26 protein-coding genes and 1 riboswitch are annotated in these 24,939 nt (G+C 70.6%); of the genes, 18 read left to right on the top strand and 8 right to left on the bottom strand.

Annotation, left to right across the window (positions count from 1 at the left end):
• Positions 1-491 precede the first annotated feature (491 nt).
• Together VGN50_RS00350 and VGN50_RS00355 are read left to right on the top strand one after the other, a co-directional pair.
• Entirely contained in the window at positions 492-935 is a 444-nt protein-coding gene (locus VGN50_RS00350) for a putative immunity protein (protein WP_327442637.1), read from the top strand.
• A gap of 40 nt (positions 936-975) precedes the next feature.
• A complete protein-coding gene (locus VGN50_RS00355; RefSeq protein WP_327442638.1) occupies positions 976-1,482 on the top strand; it encodes a diadenosine tetraphosphate hydrolase in 507 nt (168 codons plus the stop codon).
• On the opposite strand, the gene VGN50_RS00360 is transcribed toward VGN50_RS00355, so the two are convergent.
• The 3 genes from VGN50_RS00360 to VGN50_RS00370 all read right to left on the bottom strand — a co-directional run bounded on the left by VGN50_RS00360 (position 1,479) and on the right by VGN50_RS00370 (position 4,641).
• Complete coding sequence (locus VGN50_RS00360) at positions 1,479-2,699, bottom strand: YibE/F family protein (protein WP_327442639.1); 1,221 nt, start codon at positions 2,697-2,699, stop codon at positions 1,479-1,481. The genes VGN50_RS00355 and VGN50_RS00360 overlap by 4 nt on opposite strands.
• A 91-nt stretch (positions 2,700-2,790) precedes the next feature.
• The gene (locus tag VGN50_RS00365) at positions 2,791-3,477 is read right to left on the bottom strand and encodes a DUF2461 domain-containing protein (RefSeq protein ID WP_327442640.1); all 687 of its coding nucleotides are present in this window, start codon (positions 3,475-3,477) and stop codon (positions 2,791-2,793) included.
• 21 nt (positions 3,478-3,498) lie between these two features.
• Entirely contained in the window at positions 3,499-4,641 is a 1,143-nt protein-coding gene (locus tag VGN50_RS00370) for a MalY/PatB family protein (protein ID WP_327442641.1), read from the bottom strand.
• A 41-nt stretch (positions 4,642-4,682) separates the two neighbouring features.
• Between VGN50_RS00370 and VGN50_RS00375 the strand changes: the two genes are divergently transcribed.
• The 10 genes from VGN50_RS00375 (at position 4,683) to gcvP (ending at position 13,547) form a co-directional block, all read left to right on the top strand.
• Positions 4,683-5,309, top strand: coding sequence for a CDP-alcohol phosphatidyltransferase family protein (locus tag VGN50_RS00375; protein ID WP_327442642.1), 627 nt, complete (start codon positions 4,683-4,685; stop codon positions 5,307-5,309).
• An 8-nt stretch (positions 5,310-5,317) separates the two neighbouring features.
• Positions 5,318-6,355 carry a DUF881 domain-containing protein gene (locus VGN50_RS00380; RefSeq protein WP_327442643.1) on the top strand — a complete coding sequence of 346 codons (1,038 nt, stop codon included), beginning with the start codon at positions 5,318-5,320 and terminating at the stop codon, positions 6,353-6,355.
• On the top strand, positions 6,352-6,684 hold the full coding sequence (locus tag VGN50_RS00385; RefSeq protein WP_327442644.1) for a small basic family protein: 333 nt from the start codon (positions 6,352-6,354) through the stop codon (positions 6,682-6,684). Before VGN50_RS00380 ends, VGN50_RS00385 begins: the two co-directional genes overlap by 4 nt.
• Complete coding sequence (locus VGN50_RS00390; protein ID WP_327442645.1) at positions 6,681-7,451, top strand: DUF881 domain-containing protein; 771 nt, start codon at positions 6,681-6,683, stop codon at positions 7,449-7,451. Before VGN50_RS00385 ends, VGN50_RS00390 begins: the two co-directional genes overlap by 4 nt.
• Positions 7,452-7,481: 30 nt before the next feature.
• Positions 7,482-7,871 (top strand): glycine cleavage system protein GcvH, encoded by a 390-nt coding sequence (gene gcvH / locus VGN50_RS00395; protein WP_327442646.1) that lies wholly within the window; start codon positions 7,482-7,484, stop codon positions 7,869-7,871.
• A gap of 107 nt (positions 7,872-7,978) precedes the next feature.
• Positions 7,979-8,434, top strand: coding sequence for an FHA domain-containing protein (locus VGN50_RS00400; protein WP_327442647.1), 456 nt, complete (start codon positions 7,979-7,981; stop codon positions 8,432-8,434).
• A 12-nt stretch (positions 8,435-8,446) separates the two neighbouring features.
• A complete protein-coding gene (locus VGN50_RS00405; RefSeq protein ID WP_327442648.1) occupies positions 8,447-9,148 on the top strand; it encodes a MerR family transcriptional regulator in 702 nt (233 codons plus the stop codon).
• A gap of 30 nt (positions 9,149-9,178) precedes the next feature.
• A complete protein-coding gene (locus VGN50_RS00410) occupies positions 9,179-9,676 on the top strand; it encodes a bifunctional nuclease family protein (protein WP_327442649.1) in 498 nt (165 codons plus the stop codon).
• Between the two features lie 148 nt (positions 9,677-9,824).
• On the top strand, positions 9,825-10,415 hold the full coding sequence (locus VGN50_RS00415; RefSeq protein ID WP_327442706.1) for a MerR family transcriptional regulator: 591 nt from the start codon (positions 9,825-9,827) through the stop codon (positions 10,413-10,415).
• Between the two features lie 82 nt (positions 10,416-10,497).
• Positions 10,498-10,593: riboswitch (glycine riboswitch) on the top strand.
• Positions 10,594-10,664: 71 nt separating this feature from the next.
• Positions 10,665-13,547, top strand: coding sequence for an aminomethyl-transferring glycine dehydrogenase (gene gcvP, locus VGN50_RS00420; RefSeq protein WP_327442650.1), 2,883 nt, complete (start codon positions 10,665-10,667; stop codon positions 13,545-13,547).
• Positions 13,548-13,549: 2 nt separating this feature from the next.
• Here gcvP and VGN50_RS00425 read toward each other — a convergent pair whose 3' ends face one another.
• The gene (locus VGN50_RS00425) at positions 13,550-16,615 is read right to left on the bottom strand and encodes an SMC family ATPase (RefSeq protein WP_327442651.1); all 3,066 of its coding nucleotides are present in this window, start codon (positions 16,613-16,615) and stop codon (positions 13,550-13,552) included.
• The gene (locus tag VGN50_RS00430; protein WP_327442652.1) at positions 16,612-17,781 is read right to left on the bottom strand and encodes an exonuclease SbcCD subunit D; all 1,170 of its coding nucleotides are present in this window, start codon (positions 17,779-17,781) and stop codon (positions 16,612-16,614) included. The genes VGN50_RS00425 and VGN50_RS00430 overlap by 4 nt, the downstream gene beginning before the upstream one ends.
• 112 nt (positions 17,782-17,893) lie before the next feature.
• Here VGN50_RS00430 and VGN50_RS00435 point away from each other — a divergent pair, with 112 nt between their 5' ends.
• The 3 genes from VGN50_RS00435 (at position 17,894) to VGN50_RS00445 (ending at position 20,665) form a co-directional block, all read left to right on the top strand.
• A complete protein-coding gene (locus VGN50_RS00435) occupies positions 17,894-19,375 on the top strand; it encodes a glutamate--cysteine ligase (protein WP_327442653.1) in 1,482 nt (493 codons plus the stop codon).
• A 108-nt stretch (positions 19,376-19,483) separates the two neighbouring features.
• On the top strand, positions 19,484-20,029 hold the full coding sequence (locus VGN50_RS00440) for a hypothetical protein (RefSeq protein ID WP_327442654.1): 546 nt from the start codon (positions 19,484-19,486) through the stop codon (positions 20,027-20,029).
• Positions 20,030-20,665: an RES family NAD+ phosphorylase gene (locus VGN50_RS00445; protein ID WP_327442655.1), complete on the top strand. Its 636-nt coding sequence runs from the start codon at positions 20,030-20,032 to the stop codon at positions 20,663-20,665.
• Positions 20,666-20,676: 11 nt separating this feature from the next.
• On the opposite strand, the gene VGN50_RS00450 is transcribed toward VGN50_RS00445, so the two are convergent.
• Entirely contained in the window at positions 20,677-21,309 is a 633-nt protein-coding gene (locus VGN50_RS00450) for a histidine phosphatase family protein (protein ID WP_327442656.1), read from the bottom strand.
• A 25-nt stretch (positions 21,310-21,334) separates the two neighbouring features.
• Here VGN50_RS00450 and VGN50_RS00455 point away from each other — a divergent pair, with 25 nt between their 5' ends.
• From VGN50_RS00455 to VGN50_RS00465, 3 genes are read left to right on the top strand one after another with little or no spacing between them, the layout of a single operon-like run.
• Entirely contained in the window at positions 21,335-22,189 is an 855-nt protein-coding gene (locus VGN50_RS00455; protein WP_327442657.1) for a PhzF family phenazine biosynthesis protein, read from the top strand.
• Positions 22,189-22,731 (top strand): DUF1697 domain-containing protein, encoded by a 543-nt coding sequence (locus VGN50_RS00460; protein ID WP_327442658.1) that lies wholly within the window; start codon positions 22,189-22,191, stop codon positions 22,729-22,731. Before VGN50_RS00455 ends, VGN50_RS00460 begins: the two co-directional genes overlap by 1 nt.
• On the top strand, positions 22,728-23,171 hold the full coding sequence (locus tag VGN50_RS00465; RefSeq protein WP_327442659.1) for an OsmC family protein: 444 nt from the start codon (positions 22,728-22,730) through the stop codon (positions 23,169-23,171). The genes VGN50_RS00460 and VGN50_RS00465 overlap by 4 nt, the downstream gene beginning before the upstream one ends.
• Here VGN50_RS00465 and VGN50_RS00470 read toward each other — a convergent pair.
• Both VGN50_RS00470 and VGN50_RS00475 read right to left on the bottom strand, forming a co-directional pair.
• The gene (locus tag VGN50_RS00470; protein WP_327442660.1) at positions 23,168-23,740 is read right to left on the bottom strand and encodes a dihydrofolate reductase family protein; all 573 of its coding nucleotides are present in this window, start codon (positions 23,738-23,740) and stop codon (positions 23,168-23,170) included. The genes VGN50_RS00465 and VGN50_RS00470 overlap by 4 nt on opposite strands.
• Positions 23,741-23,744: 4 nt before the next feature.
• A complete protein-coding gene (locus VGN50_RS00475; RefSeq protein ID WP_327442661.1) occupies positions 23,745-24,938 on the bottom strand; it encodes a glycine C-acetyltransferase in 1,194 nt (397 codons plus the stop codon).
• Position 24,939: the final 1 nt, after the last annotated feature.

Genomic DNA, 24,939 nt, shown 5'->3' on the forward strand with positions numbered 1-24,939 from the left:
ACCCGGACACCGCCACCGCGGGCGAGATCCTGAATGAATACGCCTCCCACATCCGCGAGGTGTTCGTGCGGGTTGCCGTCGGAGGCGATTACCGCCTAGCCGCTAGCTGGGCTTGCACTACGGTGAGCGGACTCATTTGACCCGACGCCGCCAATGCGCTCGCTGTCGACGGGGGCCAGAGTCGACCTTGGCGGTTGCGACCCGGTCCAGCGTGCGTTCTTGGGCCGTGGGATGGATTTGCAGCTCTGCGCCTCAATATGGCGATCGCGGCGGTGTCGTCTACCTGCGCAGCTTGGTACATCGCTCGAGCGCTGAGCAAGACCCCCGCCAATCTGGGGGTCAAGGGGTCGCAGGTTCAAATCCTGTCAGCCCGACCAACCGGGGTCTGGCCTGTCACCACAGGTCAGACCCCGTTCTGCTGCTCTCGCCCGCCCGATGCCGAGGTCCACACGCCGGGTGTCTGGGCGGTTCGACGGTGCTAGGAATGCGGTGTGCCCATGCTCCCGAAAGAGCGTGATACCCGGCTGGTCACCATCCGTCGCGGCGGCTCGCTGACCGATGCGCACCACCGGCTCCTAGCTGAGTGGGCGCTGTTGTGCGCGGAGCACGTGCTGCCGTTGTTCGAGGACCAGCAGCCCGGTGACACACGGCCTCACGAGGCCATCGAGCTCGGTAGGGGCTGGATTCGCGGAGAGGTGCGCATGAGCGACTCCCGCCAGGCGGCCGCGGTGCCTCATGTCGCCGCCCACGACCTCGGGGCTGCCGCCTATGCCCTCAGGGCGGCCGTCGCGTCCGTGCCGCCAGACGACGCGGGTACGGCTCGCGCCGCCGAGCGCGCGTGGCAGCAGGAGAGGCTCCCCGAGGCCGTCCGTGAGCTCGTGCTCGACGACGAACGACGCCGCAGTCCCATCTGCTGGCATGTCTTCGACGACTGACCTGAGCCGGCGGGGGGCGGTCTGTGCCAGGGTGAGCCGGGTGAGCGAGGCACTCAGTCCTGACGACTGGAGACGCGACCGAGTGGGGGCTGCGCTGCGCGGTGAGAACCCCACCGTGCTGGCCCGGTTGTCCGCCGGATTCGCCGTGATGGGAGACGTCCAGTTCCTGCCCGGCTACTGCGTCCTGATCACCGACACACCCGGTGCCGACCGGCTGACCGACCTCCCGCGCCACCGCCGGCTGGGCTTCCTGGCCGACCTCGAGCTGCTCGGTGAGGCTGTGGAGCTGGTAAGCGAGCGCCGTGATCCTGCCTTCAGGCGCGTCAACCTGGAGATCCAGGGCAACCATGACGCGTTTCTGCATGCACATGTGTGGCCGCGCTACGAGTGGGAGGGTCCAGAGCACACCTGGCGGCCGGTCGCGCTGCACCCGATCCAGCGGTGGCGAGCCCCTGCGCCGGAGACGGTGCTCGGGCCTGGACACGATGACCTGCGGGCGGACCTGGTCGCCCAGATCCGCCACCTGAGCGCCAACCGTCGGGTCTAGCGCCGACGGCGCCGAGACCCGTGGCCGCGCCTGGCCCGCCGCGTCCCAGGCAGGACCTCGTCAGCGGTCACCCCGCCCGAGACAGGGGCCCAGGACCCCTCGGCGCGGATGGAGCTCACCACAAGGACGGCGAGCGCCGTCGTCGCGGGAACGCTGAGCACCAGACCGACCCCACCGGCCATGGTGCGAACCAGCTCCTCACCGATGTCCAGGCTGGTGAGCGTGCGCCACAGGGGCTGGTCATAGAGGTTGATGAGCAGGAGCACGGGCAGCGCCGCACCGGCATACGCGAACACCACCGTGTAGACAGTGGAGGCGATGTGGTCGCGGCCGATCCGCATCGCCTGCGCGTAGAGCCGCCGCGGGCCGATGCCCGGCGCCAGCTCCCACAGCTCCCAGACGGCCGAGCTCTGAGTGATGGTGACGTCGTTGAGGATGCCGAGGCCGGCCAGGATGATGCCGCACGTCAACAGGTTGCTGAGGTCGAGCTGTTGAGCCACGACCTGCAGGGCCTGGTTGTCGTCGTTGCTGACACCCGTCAGGTGCGCCGCCGCCACAGCGGCAACGCCCAGCCCTGCCGTGATGCCGACCCCCACCATGGTCCCGAGGAGGGCGGTCGTCGTGCGCAGTGTGACGCCGTGTGCGAGGTACAGGACGACGACCATGATCGCGCCCGAGGTGGCCAGACCCAGCGCCACGGGGTCGTGCCCCTCGAGGAGTGCCGGGAGCAGGAACTTCGTGACCACGACCGCCGCCACACCGAGGCCGACGAGGGCTCGCAGCCCCCGCCATCGGGCGACCCCCACGACGACGACGCAGAACAGCAGAGCCAGGAGCACGAGGGGCTTGCCCCGGTCCAGGTCGTAGTAGGCGTAGGGCGACCCGCTCTGGCTCGGGACCTTCATGACCACCACCGCAGTCCCGACGCCAGCTCTGACGACCTCAGGCGGGACGTCGATGCTGATCGTGGTGGCGTTGTCGAGCCGCACCATGGCTGTGGCGCACTGCCCCGACCCGGCCACCCCTGCCGAGCCCTTCGCCGGCGCGGCGCCCATCTGCGAGCAGTCGAGGGGCGTCAGGCTGCCGACCACGCCGGACAGGTAGGTCGCACCTGACGATGCGCCGGGCACGGTCGGGCGACCGTGTCCGGTCGGGCGCAGCACCCACATTCCGGCCAGGGATGCCAGCACGAGCAGCGCCACCACGGCGCCGAGCACGCGCTTGACCGAAGCCGGGACCTGGGGCGCATCAGGGTTGGTCGTCCCAGAGTGGACGTGCGAGTGTCCGTGGCCGCCACCCATGGTTACCTCAGCGCCCTCGCGAGCCGGCGCCCGCGCCCGCGCGGCTCTCGGCGGGCCCGACATGCGTGACGATCCACTCGCTCAAGGGCCGGATGGCGACCCAGTGGTCGCGCACCTGGTCGAGTGCCTCGTGGGACTCGAGCCATGGCGGAGTGCCGATGCGCCGCAGCGCCATGATCTCTTTGCGCCGCAACAGGTCCAGCCGAGGATGGTCGGGGTCGACGCCTTTGGGCCGGGTCTTGAGGGCCGCGCCTCCGAGCACATAGCCCTGGGCGGCCAGGGCGTCGGTGATCCGTTCGAGCTCGGCGCCGCTGGGGTCCGCGTCGATCGCGGCGCGGAACCGGTCGGTCTGTGCGGGGGAGTGGGTGTGGAAACCTCCGCCTACCAACAGACCCTCGGCGTCGAGCTGCACGTAGAACCCGATGCCCGCGGCGGGTCCGGCGATCGCGCCCTGGTACGTCTTGTACGGCGACTTGTCCGCGCTGAACCGCAGGTCGCGGTTGGGCCGGAACACGGTGGCCGGGCCGAACTCGTCCTCGAGCTCCTCGACCAGGTCGCGCATGGGGTCGCGTACGGCCCGTTCCCACTCGGACTTGTGCTGGGTCCAGAACTCCTTGGTGTTGTTCTCCTGCAGCTGCCCGTAGAACCTCACGCCCCAGGCAGGGAACCCGGTGAACCCAGAATCATCGGCCATGACAACCACTGTGGCACGCACCTACACCGCGGCGGCGATCCGGGTCACGGCCTCGCGCAGGATCGACGGCGCCGTGCCGAAGTTCAGCCGCGCATGCCCCAACCCTCCCTGGCCGAAGCCCGGCCCCGGGTGCAGCGCCACCCGTGCCCGCTCGCGCAGCACCTCCGCCGGGTCGTCGCCGAGGTCCAGCGCACGAAAGTCGAGCCACGCGAGAAAGGTCCCCTCCGGGATCCGGTAGCCCACTTCGGGAAGGTGCTCGGCCAGGAGGCCCGCCAGCAGGCGCCGGTTCTCGTCCAGCCCCTGGAGCAGGGCGTCGAGCCAGGGACCGCCCTCGAGATAGGCAGCCCGGTGGGCGAGGACGCCAAGGTGGCTCGCCCCGTGGGAGACCACCTCGGGCAGCTGGGCGAGGTCGCTCACCGCCGCGGGCCCCGGCACCGCAACGGCCGCCTTGAGACCCGCCAGGTTGAAGGCCTTGGAAGCCGACATGAGCGAGATCGCGCGCGCACCGGCGTCCAGCGACGTCACCGGCGTGAACCGCGTCCCGGCGGGCACGAGCGGTGCGTGGATCTCGTCAGCCACGACCCGGACGCCGTAGCGCTCGGCGAGGGTGAGCGCCTCGGTGAGCTCGGCCGCGGTGTGCACCGCTCCGGTGGGGTTCTGGGGGTTGCAGATCAGGTATGCCGCGCGCTCACCCGAGCGCACGGCCTCGCCCAGGGCGCGGTCCAGCGTCTCCGGGTCGATCCGCCCGGCGGGGGACAGGGGCGCCTCGACCACCCGGCGCCCCAGATGGCTGACGAACTCGAAGAACGGGGGATAGACCGGAGAGTTGACGACGACGGCGTCACCGGGGCCGGTCAGGAGCTTGAGGACCTCGCTCACCCCGATCATGACGTCCGGGACCAGCGCCATCGCCCGCGGGTCCGGGCTCCAGCCCCAGCGGGTCCGGGCGAAGGATGCGAGCGCCTCGGCATAGTCGTCCGCCCACGGATAGCCCGTGTCGCCGCGCTCCACCGCGTCGATGACGGCGCGCCGAACCGGCTCGGCGGGTACGACGTCCATCTCCGCGACCCACAGGGGCAGCACGTCAGGCCCGTACAACCGCCACTTGAGACTGCGTCGCTCGCGCAGGCTGTCCAGCCCGGGGCCGAGCAGAGGGTTCTCCATGCCTGTGAACTGTACGAGCACCCGCCCGTTAGGCTTCCCGCGTGGCGGCACAGGGCAACGGGCAGCTGGAGGCGGGGTCGTCCCGCGCGACGCCCGCGTCCGACCGGGTGCTCACGCTCCCGAACGTGCTCTCCGCCCTGCGGCTGGTGGGGGTTCCCATCTTCGTCTGGGCCATCCTCACGCGCCACGACGCCATCGCCCTCGTCACCCTCATGCTGTCGGGCCTGAGCGACTACCTTGACGGCAAGATCGCGAGACGCTTCGGCCTGGAGTCGCGGGTGGGGCAGCTGCTGGACCCCCTGGCCGACCGCCTCTACATCGCGACGACCCTGGTGGGCCTGGCTTGGCGCGACATCATCCCCTGGTGGCTCGTGGCGGTCCTCGTGGGCCGGGAGGTGCTGCTGGCCGGGGTTCTCGCCTGGATCCGCCGCTTCGGCCAGACCGGGCTGCCCGTGCACTTCGTCGGCAAGGCCGCCACGTTCAACCTGCTCTACGCCTTCCCCCTTCTCCTGCTCGGGCAGGGCGAGGGGGGCTTCGCGCGGTGGGCGTTGCCGATCGGATGGGCCTTCGCCTGGTGGGGTGTCGTCCTCTACTGGGTCGCGGGCGCGATCTACATCGGCCAGGCCCGCGAGGTGGCGCGGGCTCATGCCCGCGCCCTCAGGACCTAGCCTCAGTCATGGGCCCCAGCTCGCACCGCACCTCCTCGCCGTCCCCGACCCCGGGGCGGCGCCTGGACGAGTCCATGACCCTGCTCACCTCCATGATGGAGCGCCCCTTGGACCCGGGGTATGCCGCTGCTGCTCAGGCGCGCGAAGAGGCGGGACTTCCCGCCAGCACCGGGGTCCGCACGCCGGGCGTCCTCGGTGCGGCCCTGGTGATCGGCCTTCTGCTGACGACCGGGGCGCTGGCATTGCGTGCTCCGTCGCCGTCTGCCGTCAAGGCCAAGTCCGAGCTGGTCGCCGAGATCCAGGCCCGCCGCCGCGCGGCCGACGCCGAGGGTGCCCAGCTCCGGACCCTTCAGAGCCAGGTCGACCAGCTCCAGAGCCAGGCCCTCGCACAGAGCGACCAGCGGGCCCTGCAGGACCGGCTGGCCGCGCTATCACTGGCGTCGGGGGCCGACGCCGTGACTGGTCCGGGTATGCGGCTCGTGCTCGACGACGCTCCCAGCGCGCCGGGCAACAGCGCGGACGGCAACCCCCGTACGAACGCCCAGAGCACCGACGGCAAGGTGCTGTCCAAGGACCTGCAGATCGTGGTCGACGGGCTGTGGGAGGCGGGTGCGGAGGCCATCGCCGTGAACGGGCAGCGGCTGACCTCCAAGTCGGCGATCCGCTTCGCCGGCGAGGCGATCCTGGTCAACTACCGCCCGCTGACGCGGCCGTACACCATCGACGCCATCGGCGACCCCAAGTCGTTGCAGGCGGACTTCGCGGGCAATGACGGTGGCGCCTATGCGCGTGCCCTGACCGACAACTACGGCATCCGTGTTTCCATGGACAACGTCGACTCGCTCACCCTCCCGGCTGCGACCACCTTGACGCTCCGGTATGCCGTGGTGCCAGGGTCGACCCCGGTCCCCACCGGTACGCCCACGCGGCGCTCACCGACCTCCACGCCCCATACGTCAACACCGCATACGTCAACACCCCATACGTCAACACCGCATACATCCACACCGACCACAACACCGACCACATCGGAGCCAACACCGTGATTCCCCTGCTCGGCCTCGTCGGAGGAGTCCTTCTCGGACTCGTGTGGGGCCCCGACGTCCCACTGGGCCTTCAGCCGTACCTGCCGATCGCGGTCATCGCCGCGCTCGACGCCGTGTTCGGGGCGGTTCGGGCCGTGCTGGACGGGATCTTCAACGACAAGGTCTTCGTGGTGTCGTTCCTGGCCAATGTCGTGGTCGCAGCGTTCATCGTCTTCCTGGGTGACCAGCTCGGCGTCGGGTCGCAGCTCTCGACGGGAGTCGTCGTCGTGCTGGGAGTGCGGATCTTCTCCAACGTCGCCTCGATCCGCCGGCACCTGTTCCGGGCATGAGCAGCCCGACACCCGCTCCGAGCCCGCCCCCGAGGCCGACCCAGACGTCGGCGTGGGGGGTGCTGCTGCGGATGGCCCGTCCCCGGGCGACCCGAGCCAACGCCTTCGCGGCGCTGCTCGCCATCGGGCTCGGGTTCGCCATCGCCACGCAGGTTCACCAGACCAGCCAGAGCGGACTGGAGCAGCTGCGTGAGGACGAGCTGGTGCGGATCCTGGACGACGTCAGCCAGGAACAGGCGCGGTTGGGCAACGACACCCGTGCTCTGGAGGTGAGCCGCGACCGCCTGCTCTCCGGAGCCGGGTCGAGCTCCGAGGCCCTGAAGTCGGCCCAGGACCGGCTCGACACGCTCGGCATCCTGACCGGCACCGTCCCGGCCATAGGCCCCGGCATCGTCATCACCATCACTGACCCCGGGCACAAGGTCACCTCGGCCCTGCTCCTCGACGCCCTCCAGGAGCTGAGGGACGCCGGGGCGGAGGCCGTGCAGATCGGGACCGTGCGCGTCGTGGCCGACACCTGGTTCGCCGACGCGGGCGGCAGCGTCCAGGTCTCGGGAGAGCCGTTGACCTCGCCATACGTCATCAAGGCCATCGGCGATAGCGCCACCATGGCCTCCGCGATGGGCATCCCCGGCGGCGTTACGGACTCGGTGCACGGGCAGGGTGCGCAGTCCACGATCGACCAGAGAGCGTCGGTGAGCATCACCGCGTTGCACACCCTTCCCACGCCTCGTTACGCTCGCCCCGTCCCGGCGCCGTCGAAGTGATGCCGCTGACCACGTCCCGAGAGGATTCGCATGAGCCAGCTGGACTACCCCGAGGACCTGCGTTACACCCCTGAGCACGAGTGGGTGCGCGTCAACGACGACGGTGTGGTTCGGATCGGCATCACCGCGTTCGCCCAGGACGCCCTCGGCGACGTCGTCTACGTGAGCCTCCCGGCGGTGGGTGACACCGTCTCGGCCGGCGACGCCTGCGGTGAGGTCGAGTCCACGAAGTCGGTCAGCGACCTCTACGCCCCCCTCGCCGGCGAGGTCACCGGCGTGAACGACGCGCTCGACAGCACGCCCGAGCTGGTCAACACCGACCCCTACGGCGCCGGCTGGATGTACGAGCTGCGCCCGGCCGACGCGGGCGCCCTCGACGCTCTGCTCGACGCACCGGCCTACCAGGAGCAGCTCGCCTGAGCGGCGTCCGATTCCGGTAAACGACCACAAACCCCCGTGGCCGTCTCCTAGGTTTGTGCTTTGCTAGAGGGGGAGTCGCAGGGCCCGACACACGAGGAGCAGAACGCATGAACGGCAGCGAGAACGACCCAGAGACGTCGCGCCCGCACGAGCCGACCACCATGCGGCTGCCGGGCATCGGCGACCTCGAGCAGATCGACACCAGCGCCGAGTCGGACATCACGCTCAGCAGGGCCGACCAGGCGACCGTCGACGCCCTGCGTCCCGGCACGGCGTTGCTCGTCGTGCTCCGTGGCCCCAACACCGGCGCGCGGTTCCTGCTCGACGACGACGAGGTCAACGCGGGGCGCCACCCCGACAGCGACATCTTCCTCGACGACGTGACCGTGTCCCGCAAGCACGCGAACTTCCGCCGCGAGGCGAGCACCTTCGTCGTGCGCGACGTGGGCTCGCTCAACGGGACCTACGTCAACCGCGAGCGCATCGACGAGGCGACGCTGCACACCGGCGACGAGGTGCAGATCGGCAAGTTCCGTCTGGTCTTCTACGCCGGCAAGGCCTGAACAAGGCTCCTGGTGACCGCTCGGAACCCACGTCAGGGCATGACGATCGGGGCGGTGCTGGCCACCCTCCACGACGACTTCCCCGACGTCAGCATCTCGAAGATCCGCTTCCTCGAGGCTGAGGGGCTCGTGACCCCGGCCCGCACGGGATCGGGGTACCGCTCCTACTCCGAGCACGACCTTGAGCGGCTGCGCTACATCCTCGCGGCTCAGCGGGACCACTACTGGCCGCTCAAGGTCATCCGCGACGCTCTGGATGCCCTCGACCGTGGGCTGACATCGGACTCTGGGGCGGGGGCGGCCCTGGGGCGGCCGCGGGTCCCCGACGCCTCGGTCGACCCTGATCTCCCGACGGCGGCCGACCTGGCGCCATCGGCGGGGCTCCTGCTGACCCGGGACGAGCTGATGCGTGCCACCGGGCTCGAGGAGTCTGCGTTCGAGGCGCTGGCGACGTTCGGGCTGCTGCGGGCAGACCAGGGCGGTCACTTCGGGGAGTCCGCGCTGGCGATCGCCCACGCGGCTTCCGGGCTCGCGGCCTACGGAATCGAGCCCAGGCACCTTCGGCCCTTCCGCACCGCCGCCGACCGTGAGGTGGGGCTCGTGCAGCAGGTCGTCACGCCACACCGGGCTGAGGCGGACCCGACACCTGACGTTCTGCGGCTCTGCATCGCCTTGCATACCGCATTGGTGAAGGACGGCCTCTCCCGCGGGTGAACGGCGTGTCCGACGGGGTACGGTGGAGCAGTGAAGGCTCTGGATGTCCTTGGTGTCCGCGTCGAGATGCCCACCAACCACCCCATCGTCCTGTTGCGCGAGCGCGGCGGTGACCGCTACCTGCCGATCTGGATCGGCGCCGCCGAGGCGACGGCCATCGCCTATGCCCAGCAGGGCATCCAGCCGCCGCGTCCGCTGACCCACGACCTGATGAAGAACGTCATCGAGGGTCTGGGACACCGGCTCACCGAGGTGCGCATCGTCGAGCTGCGCGACGGCATCTTCTACGCCGCCCTGATCCTCGACGGCACCACGGAGATCTCCTCGCGCAGCTCCGACGCGATCGCCCTGGCCCTGCGGACCGGGACCGAGATCGTGACGGGGGAGACGCTCCTGGAGGAGGCTGGGGTCTCGATGTCGAGCGACGAGGACGCCGAGGACGAGGTGGAGCGCTTCAAGGAGTTCCTCGACCACGTCTCGGCCGAGGACTTCGAGAGCGACCCGGGAGAGTCTGACCCTGAACCTTAGGGTGAGAGATGGGCTGTATGCCGCGACACGCCGAAGGGCGAAGGTCGTGTGGTGGTTGACCTGCAGTCACGCCCGGCCGTACCGTCGGCTCAGACCATGAATGCGACGGCTGTAGTTTGGCGTCCGCACTGACCAGGAGGTGAGCATCGTGAACCCGAGCGGTGAGGCTCGACACGGCGCGACGACCAGCACGACCGTGCCGGCGGCGGCACAGGGACTGCTGTTCACGGACGACCTTCCGGAGCTCAGTGACGACATCGGCTACCGCGGGCCCACGGCCTGCAAGGCGGCCGGCATCACCTACCGTCAGCTCGACTACTGGGCCCGCACCGGCCTGGTCGAGCCGTCGGTGCGTGGCGCGACCGGCTCCGGGACGCAGCGGCTCTACGGCTTCCGCGACATCCTCGTCCTTAAGGTCGTCAAGCGGCTGCTCGACACCGGCGTCTCCCTCCAGCAGATCCGCGTCGCGATCACGCACCTGCGCGAGCGGGGGGTCGAGGACCTCGCCCAGATCACGCTCATGAGCGACGGCGCGTCCGTCTACGAGTGCACCTCGGCCGACGAGGTCATCGACCTGGTGCAGGGCGGCCAGGGTGTGTTCGGCATCGCTGTCGGCCGGGTGTGGCGCGAGGTCGAGGGCGAGCTGGCGGAGCTGCCGAGCGAGCGCGCCGAAGAGGACGCCCCCGCCGAGCACCCGGGCGACGAGCTGCGGATGCGTCGACAGGCACGTCTCGCCTGACGCGACCCCCGCTCCACGCTTCGACGAAGCCCGCCCGTCCTCGCGGATGCGCGGGCTTCGTCGTGTAGATTGACTGTGCTGACCATCCCGTGTGGGAGAGTCCCTGGGCCGCCGGCCCGGGGCGCCGAAGGGGCAAATCTCCCCGGAACCTCTCAGGCGCCAGGACCACGCGGGACAGGCACCTCTGAAGCGGCGATCAGCCGTGACAGAAGGGGAGGCTGACCGAGCACACCCACGTTCAGGAGCCTCATGTCCGTCTTCTCCACCGCTGACCTGTCCGAGTTCACCGGACGGCACATCGGTCCCTCCGAGTCCGACGTCGACGCCATGCTCGCCGTCGTGGGTCACGCCTCGCTCGACGCGTTGACCGACCACGCGCTGCCCGGCGCCATCCGCACCGACAGTCCGCTGCGGATCGACGCCGCCGCCTCCGAAGGCGCTGTCGTGGAGGAGCTCCGTGGCCTGGCACGCCGCAACCAGGTGATGACCTCGATGATCGGGCTCGGCTACTACGGCACCATCACGCCCGCCGTCGTGCAGCGCAACGTGCTCGAGAACCCCGCCTGGTACACCGCCTACACGCCCTACCAGCCTGAGATCTCCCAGGGCCGTCTCGAGGCCCTGCTCAACTTCCAGACCGTGGTCAGTGACCTGACCGGTCTTGCCACCGCGGGTGCGTCGCTGCTCGACGAAGGCACCGCGGCCGCCGAGGCGATGACGCTCATGCGTCGCTCCAGCAAGGCCGCGGCTGACGCTGTGATGCTGGTCGACCGCCACGCGTTCCCGCAGACGGTGGCCGTGATGCAGACGCGGGCGGTGCCGCTCGGACTGGACGTTCTCGTGGCCGACCTCGATGCCGTCGACTCGGCGGACGCGCTGCGCGTGGCGGCGGGGGACCGTGACATCTTCGGTGTGCTCGTGCAGTACCCCGGGGCCGACGGCGAGCTGCGCGACTGGCGGGCCCTCGCCGCTGCCGCTCACGAGGTGGGCGCGCTGGTCACCGCGGCAGCCGACCTGCTGGCGCTGACCCTGGCCACCGCGCCCGGCGAGTGGGGCGCCGATGTCGCAGTCGGTACCAGCCAGCGGTTCGGTGTCCCGATGGGCTTCGGCGGCCCCCACGCCGGCTACATGAGCGTCCGCCCCGGCCTGGAGCGCTCGCTACCCGGCCGCCTCGTCGGGGTGAGCGTGGACGCCGAGGGCGCCCCCGCATACCGCCTCGCTCTCCAGACCCGCGAGCAGCACATCCGCCGCGAGAAGGCCACGTCCAACATCTGCACCGCCCAGGTGCTGCTCGCAGTGATGGCGTCGATGTATGCCGTGTACCACGGCCCGGCCGGACTGGCCGCGATCGCGCGCCGGACCCATGCCCACGCGCAGGCCCTGGTGGAGGGGCTGACCGACGGAGGCGTCGAGGTCTCCACCACGCACTACTTCGACACGGTCACTGTGGCGGTGCCCGGTCGGGCCGACGAGGTCGTCGCCGAGGCCGCCCAGCGCGGGGTCAACCTGTGGCGTGTCGACGCCGACACCGTCTCGGTGAGCGTGGACGAGACCACGGACCTGCGCGACCTGGACGCTGTCTGGGCCGCCTTCGGTGTGGCCGGGCGTACCGAGGTCCCGCTGACCGAGCTTGCCTGGCCGGCCGAGCTCGTCCGGACCAGCACGTACCTGACCCACCCGGTGTTCCACAGCCACCACTCCGAGACGTCCATGCTGCGCTACCTGCGCCGCCTCGCGGACCGCGACTTCGCGCTGGACCGCGGCATGATCCCGCTCGGCTCGTGCACCATGAAGCTCAATGCCACGACCGAGATGGTCTCGGTGACCTGGCCGGAGTTCGCCGACCTCCACCCGTTCGCACCCTCCCATCAGACCGAGGGCATCCGCGAGCTCATCGACGACCTGTCCGCATGGCTGTGCGAGATCACCGGTTACGACGCCGTGTCGCTGCAGCCGAACGCCGGCTCGCAGGGTGAGTTCGCCGGTCTGCTCGCCATCCACGCCTACCACCAGGCCAACGGTCAGTCACAGCGGCGCATCTGCCTCATCCCGGCAAGCGCGCACGGCACGAACGCCGCCAGCGCGGTGATGGCGGGCATGAAGGTCGTGGTCGTCAAGACCGCGCCCGGCGGCGATGTCGACATGGACGACCTCCGCGCCAAGGTCGAGCAGCATAGCGACGACCTCGCGGCGATCATGGTGACCTACCCGTCGACGCACGGCGTGTTCGAAGACACCATCACCGAGCTCTGCGGGCTCGTGCACGATGCCGGCGGCCAGGTCTACGTCGACGGCGCCAACCTGAACGCCCTGGTCGGTCTGGCGCGACCCGGCAAGTTCGGTGCCGACGTGTCGCACCTCAACCTGCACAAGACGTTCTGCATCCCGCACGGCGGTGGCGGTCCGGGTGTGGGCCCGGTGGCCGTGCGAGCGCACCTGGCTCCGCATCTGCCCAACCACCCACTCGTGGCCGAGGCCGGCCCCGCGACCGGCGTGGGCCCCATCTCTGCCGCGCCGTTCGGGTCGGCCAGCATCCTGCCGATCTCGTGGGCGTACGTGCGCCTCATGGGCGGTGCCGGGTTGACGCGGGCCACCCAGGTCGCGGTGCTCAACGCCAACTACGTGGCGACCCGCCTGCGCGAGCACTACCCGGTGCTGTACTCCGGTCATGACGGGGTCGTCGCGCACGAGTGCATCCTTGACCTGCGTGAGCTCACCAAGCGCAGCGGTGTCACGGTCGATGACGTGGCCAAGAGACTGGTGGACTATGGCTTCCACGCCCCGACGATGTCGTTCCCGGTCGCCGGCACGCTGATGGTGGAGCCGACCGAGAGCGAGGACCGCTACGAGATCGACCGGTTCTGCGATGCGATGATCGCCATCCGCCGCGAGATCGCCGCCGTGGAGTCCGGGGAGGTGGCCGTGGCCGACAGCATGCTGCGCAACGCCCCCCACACTGCCAAGGCGCTGGCCGGCAAGTGGGAGTACCCGTACGAGCGCTCGGATGCGGCCTTCCCGGTGGGAGTCGCGCCCGCGGACAAGTACTGGCCGCCCGTGGCCCGCATCGACGGCGCGTTCGGAGACCGCAACCTCGTCTGCAGCTGCCCGCCGCCTGAGGCGTTCGAGGGCTGAGGTCAGGCTGCCGGCACCGACTCGTCGGTGACGCGCAGCCTGACCCGTGACCCTCGCTCGGTCTTGTCGACCACGACCTGCGACGGGATACGCGAGCGCAGCTCGGGGACGTGGCTGACGACCCCGACGGACCGCCCGCCTTCGCGCAGCCCGTCCAGGACGTCCATGACCTGCTCCAGGCTGTCGTCGTCGAGGGTGCCGAATCCTTCGTCGACGAACAGCGTCTGCAGGTCGAACCCGCCGGCCTCCTCGCGCACTGCGTCGGCCAGCCCGAGGGCCAGGGCCAGCGAGGCCATGAAGGACTCGCCGCCCGACAGCGAGCTCGTGGAGCGCGCCTGCCCGGTCCACTGGTCGAGTACCTCGAGACCGAGCCCGCTGCGAGCCCCACGAGCGGCCAGGCCGTCACTGTGGCGGAGCTGGTAGCGACCCTCACCCATGGTCGCGAGCCGTTCGTTGGCCAGGGTCGCGACCTTCTCGAGGCGAGCGGCCAGGACGAAGGCCGACAGCCGCATGCGCAGGGTGTTGTCGGCGCCCACGCCGCCGACGACGTCGGCGAGTCGGCGCGCGACGTCGTGGGCCGCGCAGGCCTGGTCGACGGCCGCGCATCGCTGCCCGATCGTGGCCGCGACACGCGTCAGGCCGTCGAGGCTGCGTCGTGCGAGCGCCTCAGCCGAGGCGGCACTCAGTAGGGTCGCGCGGGCGAGGTGGCTCGCCTCGGCCAGGGCGGCGAGATCCGGCTCGGGCAGGTCCTGGGCTGACACGAGCTGAGGGTCGTCGAGCACCGCCTGTGCGGCCACCCGGCGATGCTCATAGGCGGCAACCTGAGCACGAAGCTCGCTGAGCCGCTCCGGGGCGAGCAGGTGCTCCCGCGCATCCTGCGGACTGGCGAACCCGTGCTCGGTCAGGGTCGCGTCGAGTAGGTCGCGCATCTGGTCGAGCCCACTCTGAGCGGTCGTCAGCTGTGCGGCAGCCTGCACCCGGTCCTCCAGCTGCCGTAGCGCGGCTTGGTGACCGGAGAGCGCCCGGTCCGGGTCCATCGCCGCCTGCTCCTGCGCAGCCACGCCACACGGACACTGCATCCGGTGCTCGGCCAGGCATGACTCCACCGCCCGGCGGTCGGCCTCCAGCTCGCGCTCGAGTGTGGCCAGCGTCGCGGCGGTGGAGGTCACCTCGTCGTGCAGGCTGCCGCGGCGCTGTTCGAGGGTCTGGCAGCGCTCGACGGCCTGGACTGCGGCGGCCTGCAGGACGGTGGACTGTGCAGCGGTCGCCCGCACGACGTCATGGTCGAGCCGGGCGCGCATCAGCTCCTCGTCGAGCTGGGCGGCGGTGCGCTCATCGCCGGCGAGCGCCTGTGCCCGGGCGGCGAGCGAGGCCGCGATGGCCGCCACCCGCTCGGCATGGGACGCCGCCTGCGCCGCCGCCGCCTGCCACGAGCGCTCCGCTGCATCGACCTCGTCGGAGGTGACGGGATCAGCGGTGGTGGCCGGTGACGGGTGCTCGGCGGACCCGCAGACAGGGCAGGCATCACCGGCATGCAGCTGCGCGGCGAGCTCGCCGGCCAGGCCGTCCAAGCGCCGTTGCACGGCATTCTGATAGAGCTCGCGCGCCTCCTGGGCGACGTCCCGGGCCGCCAGCAGGGCGCTCTGCTCGTCAGCCAGTGCCGCCGACTCGGTGTCCTGCTCGGCGCGGAGCAGCCGATGCCGTGTCAGCTCAGCGATGGCGCGGGCACCGGCCTCGGCTGCCGCACCCGCGTCCGCTGCCCGTTGGGCCGCTGCCTCGGCGGCCTCACGGTCCTGCGCCGCAGCCGTGATAGCGGCAGCACAAGCCTGGCCCTCGGCCTGCAGCCGCGACAGCAGCCGGCTGAGCTCGTCGTGCTCTGCCTGACGAGGCGCAGCGGCCGTCACTCGATGGGAGGCCTCGGCCAGGGGGAGGCCTGCGCGCCCGACCTGGGCCACGACCTCGTCGAGCGCCGCCGTATCGCTGCCGCGGGGAGCCAGGCGCTCGGTCTCCTGCTCCGCGGTGTCGAGCCGGTCGCGAGCTGCCGCCACGGCCGTCGCCGCGCGGTCCCACGCGGCCAGGTCGCCACTCACGGCGGAAGCACGCGAGGCTGCCTCAAGGAGACTCACTGCGGTCAGATGCACGTCGCTGCCCTCGTCGAGTGCCTCCATGCTGGACCTGGCCTGGCGCAGGCGCTCCTGGCGAGCGGCCAGCTCGGACCCCGAGGTGTGCGCGGTGGCGGCAGCCACGTCGGCGAGCCTGGCAGCATCAAGCTCGGCGAGCGCCCTGTCGACCGCACTCGCGAGGCGTGCCCGGGTGTCCTGCACCCGAGCCGGTAGCTGCGCCGGCGGCACCTGCGACCAGTCGGCGTCGGGGTCACCATCGGCATCACCGGTGAGGGGACTGCTGGCCAGGATCTCGCCGAGGACCCCGAGGTCGGCGCTCAGGGCGCCGCGCTCGCCCTCGGCAGCGAGCGCCGTCTCCTTGCGGCGCTCGGCCAGCCACTCCTCCACGCCCGTGAACGCCGAGACGTCGAACAGCTGCTCCAGCAGGGTGCGTCGCTGCTCGGGAGTCGCGCTCAGGAATGCCGCGAAGTCACCCTGGGGGAGCAGGACCACCTTGCTGAACTGCTCCATGCCCAGGCCCACCACGTCCTGGACGACCTCGGCGATCTCGTCGTGCCGAGTGCTCAAGGCGGCCCAACCGCCGTGTCGGTGCTCGAACAGCACGGCCTTGGCCGGGACAGTCGTCTCGCCGGTGCCCCGTGCCTTGGGACGCCGAAACTCCGGCGATCGCTCGAGACGCAGCAACCGGCCGCCCGCGGTGAAGTCCAGGCTCACCTGGGGCACCACGTGGCGGTCGGCATGATCGCTGTGCAGGCCCTTCTTGGAACGGGCGCCCGGCACGTCGGCATAGAGAGCGAACACGATCGCGTCGAGGAGGCTGGTCTTGCCCGCGCCGGTCGCACCCCGGATGAGGAAGAGCCCGCTCTCGCTGACCCGCTCGAAGTCGACCTCGACGGTGTCGGCGAACGGGCCGAAGGCACGAATGCTCAGGCGATGGATCCTCATGCGGCACCCGCTCGTATGCCGCGGCGGTCGGCCCCAGTCGCCTCGTCGGCGCCGGTACGGACTCCCTCGAGCGCCTCGGCGAGCAGGGCCCGCTCGTCGTCGGTCGCCGGGGCGCCCGCACGGACATGGGTGAGGAAGTCGCAGCACACCTCGAGCGGCGTGGCGGCACTCGAGCGGTCGGCATAGCTGCGAACGGGCGTCGGCACCCCCTGGGGATCAAACTGCAGCACGAGCGCATGGCGGAACCGGCGCCGCACCTGTTCCATGGCTCCCAGCGGACGGACGGGGTCGGTGAGGGTGACCTGGCACCACGAGTCCTCGTGGACCGCATACGCGGGGTTGGCCAGGAGGTCGTCGAGATCACCGCGCAGGACCGCCAGCGGCCGGGCGACCGGTGCCTCGACCAGTTCGACGTGGAGGCCGTCCGGCTCGAGGTCGACGAGCCACGATCCCTTGGTGTGGGTTGCCTCGCTGAACGACAAGGCGATCGGCGAACCGCTGTAGCGGATGCTCTCGCTCACCTGCTGACGTCCGTGCAGGTGCCCCAGAGCCACGTAGTCGGCCCCCTCGAAGAGGCGTGGGTGCACCGCTGAGACGCCACCCACGGAGATGTCGCGCTCGGAGTCACTGGTCGCACCACCGGTGACGAACGCGTGTGCCATCACGACCGAGCGGGCGCCCCTGCTGAGCCGATCGGCGCACACGCGCTGCATCGCGGTGTCGAGGACACCGGCGTGGGTGCGCTCCGCCGCTCCGAGTGCCCCCGCTGTCACCGACGGCTCCAGATAGGGCAGCGGGTAGATCGCCACGTCACCCACCATGACCGGGGTGCCGATCGAGTCCACGGTCGAGCGGATGTGCAGTCCTGCCCGCGCGAGCAGCTCGCTGGCGAACCCCAGGCGGATGGCAGAGTCGTGGTTGCCGCTGGACAGCACGACCGTCGCGCCGGCATCGGTCAGCCTCGTGACGGCCTCGGAGAGCAGTCGGACCGTGTCGGGCGCAGGCATCGCCCGGTCGTAGATGTCGCCCGACACCAGGACGGCATCGACCGACTCCGACCGCACCGTCTCGACCAGATGGTCGACGAACTGGGCCTGGGCGTCGAGCAGCCCCACCTGGTGGAACGAGCGCCCCAGATGCCAGTCGGAGGTGTGGAGGAACCGCACCCCTGCAGGCTAGGAGAGTGCACCGACAGCATCCATGATTGACACGGCGAGCCCTCCGTGTGGTTGGGTCGAGGCCACACTCGGCATACGGACACGCATCGTAGGAGGGGACGTGGGGGAAGAGGTCACCGCTCAGAGCTACACGCGCGAGCAGCGGCAGCGGTACCGCGAGAAGGTGCGCCAGAACCTCGACGTGTTCGAGCGGATGCTGTCACAGAGCCGTTTCGAGTTCGACCGCCCGATGACCGGAATGGAGATCGAGCTCAACCTCGTCGACGAGGGCTACCGTCCCAAGTTCGCCAACGCCGAGGTGCTCGAGGAGATCGCGGACCCGGGCTATCAGACGGAGCTCGCCCGCTACAACATCGAGCTCAACGTGCCGCCCCGCCCGCTGCCCGGCGACGCGGCCCTCGAGCTGGAGGCAGAGATGCGCCACTCCCTCAACGCGGCGTCCCGGGCCGCGGAGAAGCGAGGTGCCCACATCGTGGCGGTCGGCATCCTGCCCACGATCATGCCCGAGCACTTCCAGGGTGACTGGATCAGCGCCAACAACCGCTACACGGCGCTCAACGACTCGATCTTCTACGCCCGCGGCGAGGACATCTTCCTCGACATCGAGGGACCGTCGGGTGAGCGGGTGGCGACGTACTGCGACTCGATCGCCCCCGAGTCGGCGTGCACCAGCGTGCAGCTTCACCTGCAGGTCGCCCCCCAGGACTTCGCCGCGCACTGGAACGCTGCCCAGTCCATCGTGGCTCCGCAGATCGCCCTCGCGGCCAACTCGCCGTTCTTCTTCGGCCAGCGGCTCCACGCCGAGACGCGCATCGAGCTCTTCAGCCAGGCCACCGACACCCGCAGCATCGAGCTGAAGAACCAGGGCGTCCGCCCGCGCGTCTTCTTCGGAGAGCGGTGGATCACCTCGATCTTCGACCTCTTCGAGGAGAACGTCCGCTACTTCCCGGCTCTGCTCGCGGAGGTCACCGACGAGGACCCGGTCGCACGGCTCGAGGCGGGGGAGGCGCCTGCCCTCGCAGAGCTGCGCCTGCACAACGGCACCATCTACCGGTGGAACCGGCCCATCTACGACGTCGTGGACGGCACTCCGCACCTGCGCGTCGAGAACCGCGTGCTGCCCGCCGGTCCGACCCTCGTCGACGTGATGGCCAACGCGGCCTTCTACTACGGCGTGATCCGCAAGCTCGCAGCGGACGACCGGCCGGTCTGGACCAAGATGAGCTTCGCCGTGGCGGAGCAGAACTTCCGCAACGCGGCCCGAGACGGGATCGAGTCGCGGCTCTACTGGCCGGGTTTCGGTGAGGTCGGTGCTGACGAGCTCGTGTTGCGTCATCTGCTGCCGATGGCCCAAGCAGGCCTGGAAGAGTGGGGGGTGTCGGGCGCGGTGCGCGACCGCTACCTGTCGGTCATCGAGGGCCGCTGTACCACCGGACGCAACGGCGCCACGTGGCAGACAGAGGCCGTGCGGTCGCTGGAGGCGCGAGGACTGGACCGCCAGAGCGCGCTCGCGGCGATGCTCGAGGCTTACGCGGGGCACATGCACAGCAACGACCCGGTCCACACCTGGCCGGTGCCCTAGGCGAGCAGCGCGAGCCCGTCGCTGTCGGACGGCAGGAGTATCCTGGGATCTGACACCTTGACCCACTTGACGCGCCGGATGGCTCGTCCTCGACGCTCAGGAGCCACCATGGCCACGCACACGACCACCACCGCGGCGGTCGATGCGCTCGCCGAGGCGGTGCGCACCCGCGTCCTGGCGCGCCAGGCCGAGCTGCGCGCCCAGGGGCGTGACCTCGACCTCGACGAGGTCGAGGAGGTCGCCGACCGCATGCTGGCGGCACTGCCGACGGTCCATCCGCTGGACCAGCCACTGGGCCCCTTCTACGACACCTCGGGTCTGGTGGCGTGGCTCGGCATCTCGCGGCAGGCCCTGTTCGACCGTGTCCGCCGGGGCACCGTACTGGCGTGCCGCACGGCCGACGGTCACCTGCTCTATCCCTCGCTCCAGTTCGGCCGAACGGGGCAGGTCCGCGCCGGCGTCTTGGAGGCCGTGGGCGCGTTCACCCGCAAGGGGGTGGACGGGTGGACCGTCGGCGCCTGGCTGACCACTCCCGCCGAGCCGTTCGAGGGGCACAGCGCTGTCGACTACCTCGTCGTGCACCGGTCCTCGCCGACGGCCGTGGCCTGGGTTGCTCGCTGCGCCGCCACAGACGCGGCGCGCTGGGCGGCCTGAGTGACGGGTCGGGAGACGGTGGCGCAGGGGCTGCCTCCCTCGTCGCTGATCGGGTTTCCAGCCCGCGCCCTCGACACGGGGGCGGAGGTGTTCCGGGCCCATCAGGCCGATCGCGCCCCGTGGTGGTTCGGCAACGACGGTGGAGGCCGGTTCGACCTCGCGGCACCCCAGGGCACGTGCTACACCGCTCTCGATGCGGTGAGCGCCCTCCGCGAGCGCCTCGGCCCCGTCCTCGGGGGCCGCGCCGCCCTGCCGGAGTCGACGCTCGCCGAGGTCGTCGTGTCACGCCTGCGCCTGCCGGAGCGCCGCCGGGCGGCCGACCTCCAGTCCCGGGCCGCGGCGTCCTTCGGCGTCACCCGCGAGCTGGAGAGCATGGTCCCGTATGCCGTGCCCCAGGCCTGGGCGCAAGCCTTCGCCGACGCGGGCTTCGGTGCCGTCTCCTACGGTCCGCGGTTCACGCCGGGCGAGTGCACTGCGGTCGCGCTGTTCGGACCGGAGGGCCTCGCCTCGTGGGAGGGTGACCCGAGTCCCGTTCCGGCACAAGAGATCTCGAGTGGCCTGCGCGTCTGGCCCACCCCGAGGCGGGCGGACCTGAGCGTCGTGCGACCGCCCCGCACTCGAGCGGTGCGCGGCTGACCCGGCTCGACTCAGCTGTGCGGCGCCGACACCGCCGGACCGTGGTTCCAGACGCGGATGGCCGGTGCCTCGCGCTCGAACTCGAGCACGCTGACAGAGCCGGCGTCGAGCAGCAGCTGGGCACCCATCCGAGGCTCCTGGCGCAGGAAGACCGTGGCGAGAACGCGTAGGCAGTGACCGTGCCCGACCAGAGCCACGTCGCCGTTCGAAAGGGCCGCCACGGCGCGCTTCACCACTCGGGAGGCGCGGGCCGCCACCTCCTCGACGGTCTCGCCGGGTGTCTGCCCCGGCGGCACACCGTCCTCGAAGACGGTCCAGTCATAGCCGAGCTCGGCGCGGATCTGCGCCGTCGTCAAGCCCTCGAAGCCGCCGTAGTCCCACTCCAGCAGGTCGTCGTCCAGCTCTGGGGAGAGCCCGGCCAGCTGCGCGGTGCGACGCGCGCGCTGGAGGGGCGAGGACAGCGCCAGGACGAACCGGTACGAGGTCAGCAGTGCGCCTGCGGCGGTGGCGAGCTGTTCCCCGTGGGCGGTGAGGGGGATGTCGGTGCGCCCGGTGTGCCGCCCCGACCTGGACCACTCCGTCTCGCCGTGACGCAGCAGGACGAGACGGCCGCCGGGGGGCGGTGTGCGTGGCTGAGAGGACACCGCTCCAGCATGGCAGAGTGAGCCCGTGACCACCGACGTGCTGCGCTACCGGCTGCTGAACGTCTTCGCTGTGCCGGACGACCCGTTCTCGGGCAACCCCCTCTGTGTCTTCGAGGACGGCGCGGGCCTGTCCGACGAGCAGATGCAGGGGTTGGCCCGGCAGTTCAACCTCTCCGAGACGACCTTCCTGGTGGGCGCCGAGCGCGGCGCTGACTGCGGCGTCCGCATCTTCACGCCCAGCTACGAGATGTCCTTCGCCGGCCACCCGACCCTGGGCAGTGCAGCAGTCGCGCAGGACCTCGGGTTCGGCGACGACGAGGTCCGGCTGTCCATGCCGGCGGGGGTCATCCCGGTCGCCGCGTCGGGTGACCAGTGGACCCTCACCGCCAACGCCGCGCAGGTCGGCCCCGAGTACGCCACTGCGGACATCGCTGCTGCCGTCGGTCTGACCGAGGATGACCTCGTGGGTCCCGTGCAGCAGGTCAGCACCGGGAGCGCGCAGGTGATCGCCCGGGCCAGGTCCGTGGATGCGGTGCGCCGTGCGGTCGGCGATACCGCCCTCATGCGTCGGTATGCCGGGATGGGCACCAGGGGAGGGGAGACGCTGGTCTACCTCTGGTGCGAGACCGGAGACGGCACCATGGAGGCGCGTGCCCTGTTCACCCAGGGAGCCGCCGCGATCGAGGACCCGGCCACGGGGTCGGCGTGCTCCAACCTCGGCGGGTGGCTCGCGGCCCAAGGCCGGAGCGGCGAGTGGGTCGTCCACCAGGGTGCGCTGGTCGGGCGCCCGTCGCAGCTGCGCCTGTCGGTCAGTGCCGACGGCGTGGTGCGGGTGGGTGGTCTGGTGCGGCCGTTGGGCACGGGCGAGGTCCGGCTCTGATGCCGCGTTACGTCGCCTTCCTTCGGGCCGTCAACGTCGGCAAGCGCCAGCTGAGCATGGCGCAGGCCCGCGAGGTGCTCGAGTCCGACGGCTTCGACGGCGTCGAGTCCCACATCCAGTCGGGCAACCTCCTGGTCAGCACGCCGCTGCGCTCGCACACCAAGGTCGAGGCCGCGATCAGCGGAAGGCTGAGCGACCACGCCGGGTTCGAGATCGTCACTATGGTTCGGACGCCGCGGCAGCTGGCGCGCCTCGTCGAGGAGGTCGACGGCATACCGCCTGCTCTGCCTGACGAGGCGAGTCGCTATGTGAGCTTCTGCCTCACCGAGCCGACGGGCGAGCGAGCCGCAGCCCTGGAGGCCTGGGAGGCACCCGGCGAACGGGCGAAGGTAATGGGACACGATGTCCTCATGGAGCTCTCGGTGCCCTTCCACAAGGTCACCCTCACCGGTGTCCGCATCGAGAGGATCCTGGGGGTCCCGGGGACCGCCCGAAACCTGACTGTCGTTCGCGCCTTGGCGCAGAAATGGGGAGACCGATGACCGAAGAGACCGGCGGGACCGGCCTGGGCCACCGCTCGATCAGCATGGAGCGCGTGTCGAAGGGCGTCTTCGACGTGACCAACGTGCGCGGCGGCACCATCCGGATCGGCGGGGGAGAGGGGCCGGAGTTCACCCCGGTCGAGCTCCTCCTGACGGCTATCGCCGGATGCTCGGCGGTGGACGTCGACTTCATCACGAGCAAGCGGGCGGAGCCAGGCTCGTTCGTCGTCACCGCCTCCGGCGAGAAGCTGAAGGACGAGCGCGGCAACCACATGGGCGACCTCCAGGTGCGCTTCAGCGTGACCTTCCCCGAGGACCACGCGGGGGACCGGGCACGCGAGATGCTGCCGAAGGCCATCGCGATGTCGCACGACCGCCTGTGCACCGTGAGCCGGACGGTCGAGCTCGGCACACCCATCGACAGCGCGGAGTACAACTAGCCGGCTTGGCCCCGCACGTCGTAGCGCAGGAAGGCGACGTCGTCGATGAGCCGCTCCTCGCGCAGCCGCAGGTCCAGTCGCTGTCCTCTGGGGAGAGCAGGCGTCCCGCCCCCGACACTGGTCGGCACGAGCAACAGCGAGACCTCGTCGACGAGCCCCGCGCGGAACGCCTCGGCGGCCAGCGTCGGGCCGCCGACGCTCACGTCTGCCGCCGACTCCGTCTTGAGCGCCCGCACTGAGGTGGCGTCGAACTCGCGCTCGAGCCGGGTCCTCGGGGTCGCCGCCTGGGTCAGCGTGCGCGAGTACACCACCTTGTCTGCCAGCTGCCAGATGCTGCGGTATTCCGCGGACACGGGGGACCGGTCGGACTCGCTGTCGGGGCTGGCCCAGTAGCTCATGACCTCGTACATGCGGCGTCCGTAGAGGTAGGTGCCAACCGTGCGCTCCCGGTCGTTGACGAACCGGTGCACGGAATCGCTCGGGGCCGCCCAGTCGAACCGCCCCTGTGCATCGACGACGAATCCGTCGAGAGAGGCGATCGCCGAGTACACGAGCCTCGCGCCGGTCATCGGCTCAGCCGACCTCGGCCCGGGCCGCGACGAAGGCGTCGACACATGCTCTGACATCCTCCTCGGAATGAGCGGCGGAGAGCTGCACGCGAATCCGCGCCTTGCCTTGCGGCACAACGGGATAGGAGAACGCGATGACATAGACGCCATGCTCGAGCATGGCGTCGGCCATCTCCGCCGCCTGGCGCGCACCGTCCTCGCCGGCGAACATCACCGGCGTGATCGCGTGCTCGCCGGGGAGCAGGTCGAAGCCGGCCTCGGTCATGAGCTCACGGAAGAGGACCGTGTTGGCCTTGAGCTTGGCGCGGCCCTCCGACGACGTGGCGGCGATCTCGAGGGCGCGCAGTGACCCCGCGGCCACGCTGGGGGCCACGGCGTTGGAGAAGAGGTAGGGCCGGGACCGCTGCCGTAGCAGGTCGACGATCTCCTGGTGCGCCGCGACGTAGCCACCGGAGGCGCCACCAAGCGCCTTACCGAGCGTGCCCGTGAGGATGTCGACCCGGTCCATGACCCCGAACCGCTCCGGCGTGCCGCGGCCCCCGTCGCCGACGAAGCCGACTGCGTGGCTGTCGTCGACCAGCACCATCGCGCCGAACTCGTCGGCCAGGTCGCAGATCTGGTCCAGCGGCGCGAGGTAGCCGTCCATCGAGAAGACGCCGTCGGTGACGACCACGATGCGCCGTGAGCCCGCGTCGCGGGCTGCGACGAGCTGTGATCGCAGGTCGGCCATGTCCGCGTTGCGGTACCGGTAGCGCCTGGCCTTCGACAGACGGATGCCGTCGATGAGCGAGGCGTGGTTCAGCTCGTCGGAGATGATCGCGTCCTCGGCGCCGAAGAGCACCTCGAAGACGCCACCGTTGGCGTCGAAGCAGGAGGAGTACAGGATCGTGTCCTGCGTCCCGAGGAAGTCAGAGAGGGCGCGCTCGAGCCGCTTGTGCAGCTCCTGCGTGCCGCAGATGAAGCGGACGCTGGCCATGCCGAAGCCCCACTCGGTCAGCGCCTTGGCGGCGGCCGCCTCGACCTCCGGGTGGTCGGCCAGACCCAGGTAGTTGTTGGCGCAGAAGTTGAGTGCGCCGGTCTGTGCCGTCGTGATGTGGGCCGACTGGGGTGAGGTGAGCTGACGCTCGCGCTTGTAGAGACCGGCCTCCTCGATCTCCCGAAGGGTGGTGGCCAGCTCGTCCTTGACGGTGCCGTACATC

Source organism: Pedococcus sp., from assembly GCF_036000045.1.
Taxonomy (GTDB): Bacteria; Actinomycetota; Actinomycetes; order Actinomycetales; family Dermatophilaceae; genus Pedococcus.

What these genes read in the sequence shown, in the direction of transcription:
- gcvP (WP_327442650.1), top strand. Translation starts at nt 10,665, where the DNA reads ATGTCCGTCTTCTCCACCGCTGACCTGTCCGAGTTCACCGGACGGCAC.
- VGN50_RS00390 (WP_327442645.1), top strand. Translation starts at nt 6,681, where the DNA reads ATGAGCAGCCCGACACCCGCTCCGAGCCCGCCCCCGAGGCCGACCCAG.
- VGN50_RS00370 (WP_327442641.1), bottom strand. Translation starts at nt 4,641, where the DNA reads ATGGAGAACCCTCTGCTCGGCCCCGGGCTGGACAGCCTGCGCGAGCGA.
- gcvH (WP_327442646.1), top strand. Translation starts at nt 7,482, where the DNA reads ATGAGCCAGCTGGACTACCCCGAGGACCTGCGTTACACCCCTGAGCAC.
- VGN50_RS00460 (WP_327442658.1), top strand. Translation starts at nt 22,189, where the DNA reads ATGCCGCGTTACGTCGCCTTCCTTCGGGCCGTCAACGTCGGCAAGCGC.
- VGN50_RS00380 (WP_327442643.1), top strand. Translation starts at nt 5,318, where the DNA reads ATGGGCCCCAGCTCGCACCGCACCTCCTCGCCGTCCCCGACCCCGGGG.
- VGN50_RS00400 (WP_327442647.1), top strand. Translation starts at nt 7,979, where the DNA reads ATGAACGGCAGCGAGAACGACCCAGAGACGTCGCGCCCGCACGAGCCG.
- VGN50_RS00425 (WP_327442651.1), bottom strand. Translation starts at nt 16,615, where the DNA reads ATGAGGATCCATCGCCTGAGCATTCGTGCCTTCGGCCCGTTCGCCGAC.
- VGN50_RS00475 (WP_327442661.1), bottom strand. Translation starts at nt 24,938, where the DNA reads ATGTACGGCACCGTCAAGGACGAGCTGGCCACCACCCTTCGGGAGATC.
- VGN50_RS00440 (WP_327442654.1), top strand. Translation starts at nt 19,484, where the DNA reads ATGGCCACGCACACGACCACCACCGCGGCGGTCGATGCGCTCGCCGAG.
- VGN50_RS00470 (WP_327442660.1), bottom strand. Translation starts at nt 23,740, where the DNA reads ATGACCGGCGCGAGGCTCGTGTACTCGGCGATCGCCTCTCTCGACGGA.
- VGN50_RS00465 (WP_327442659.1), top strand. Translation starts at nt 22,728, where the DNA reads ATGACCGAAGAGACCGGCGGGACCGGCCTGGGCCACCGCTCGATCAGC.
- VGN50_RS00365 (WP_327442640.1), bottom strand. Translation starts at nt 3,477, where the DNA reads ATGGCCGATGATTCTGGGTTCACCGGGTTCCCTGCCTGGGGCGTGAGG.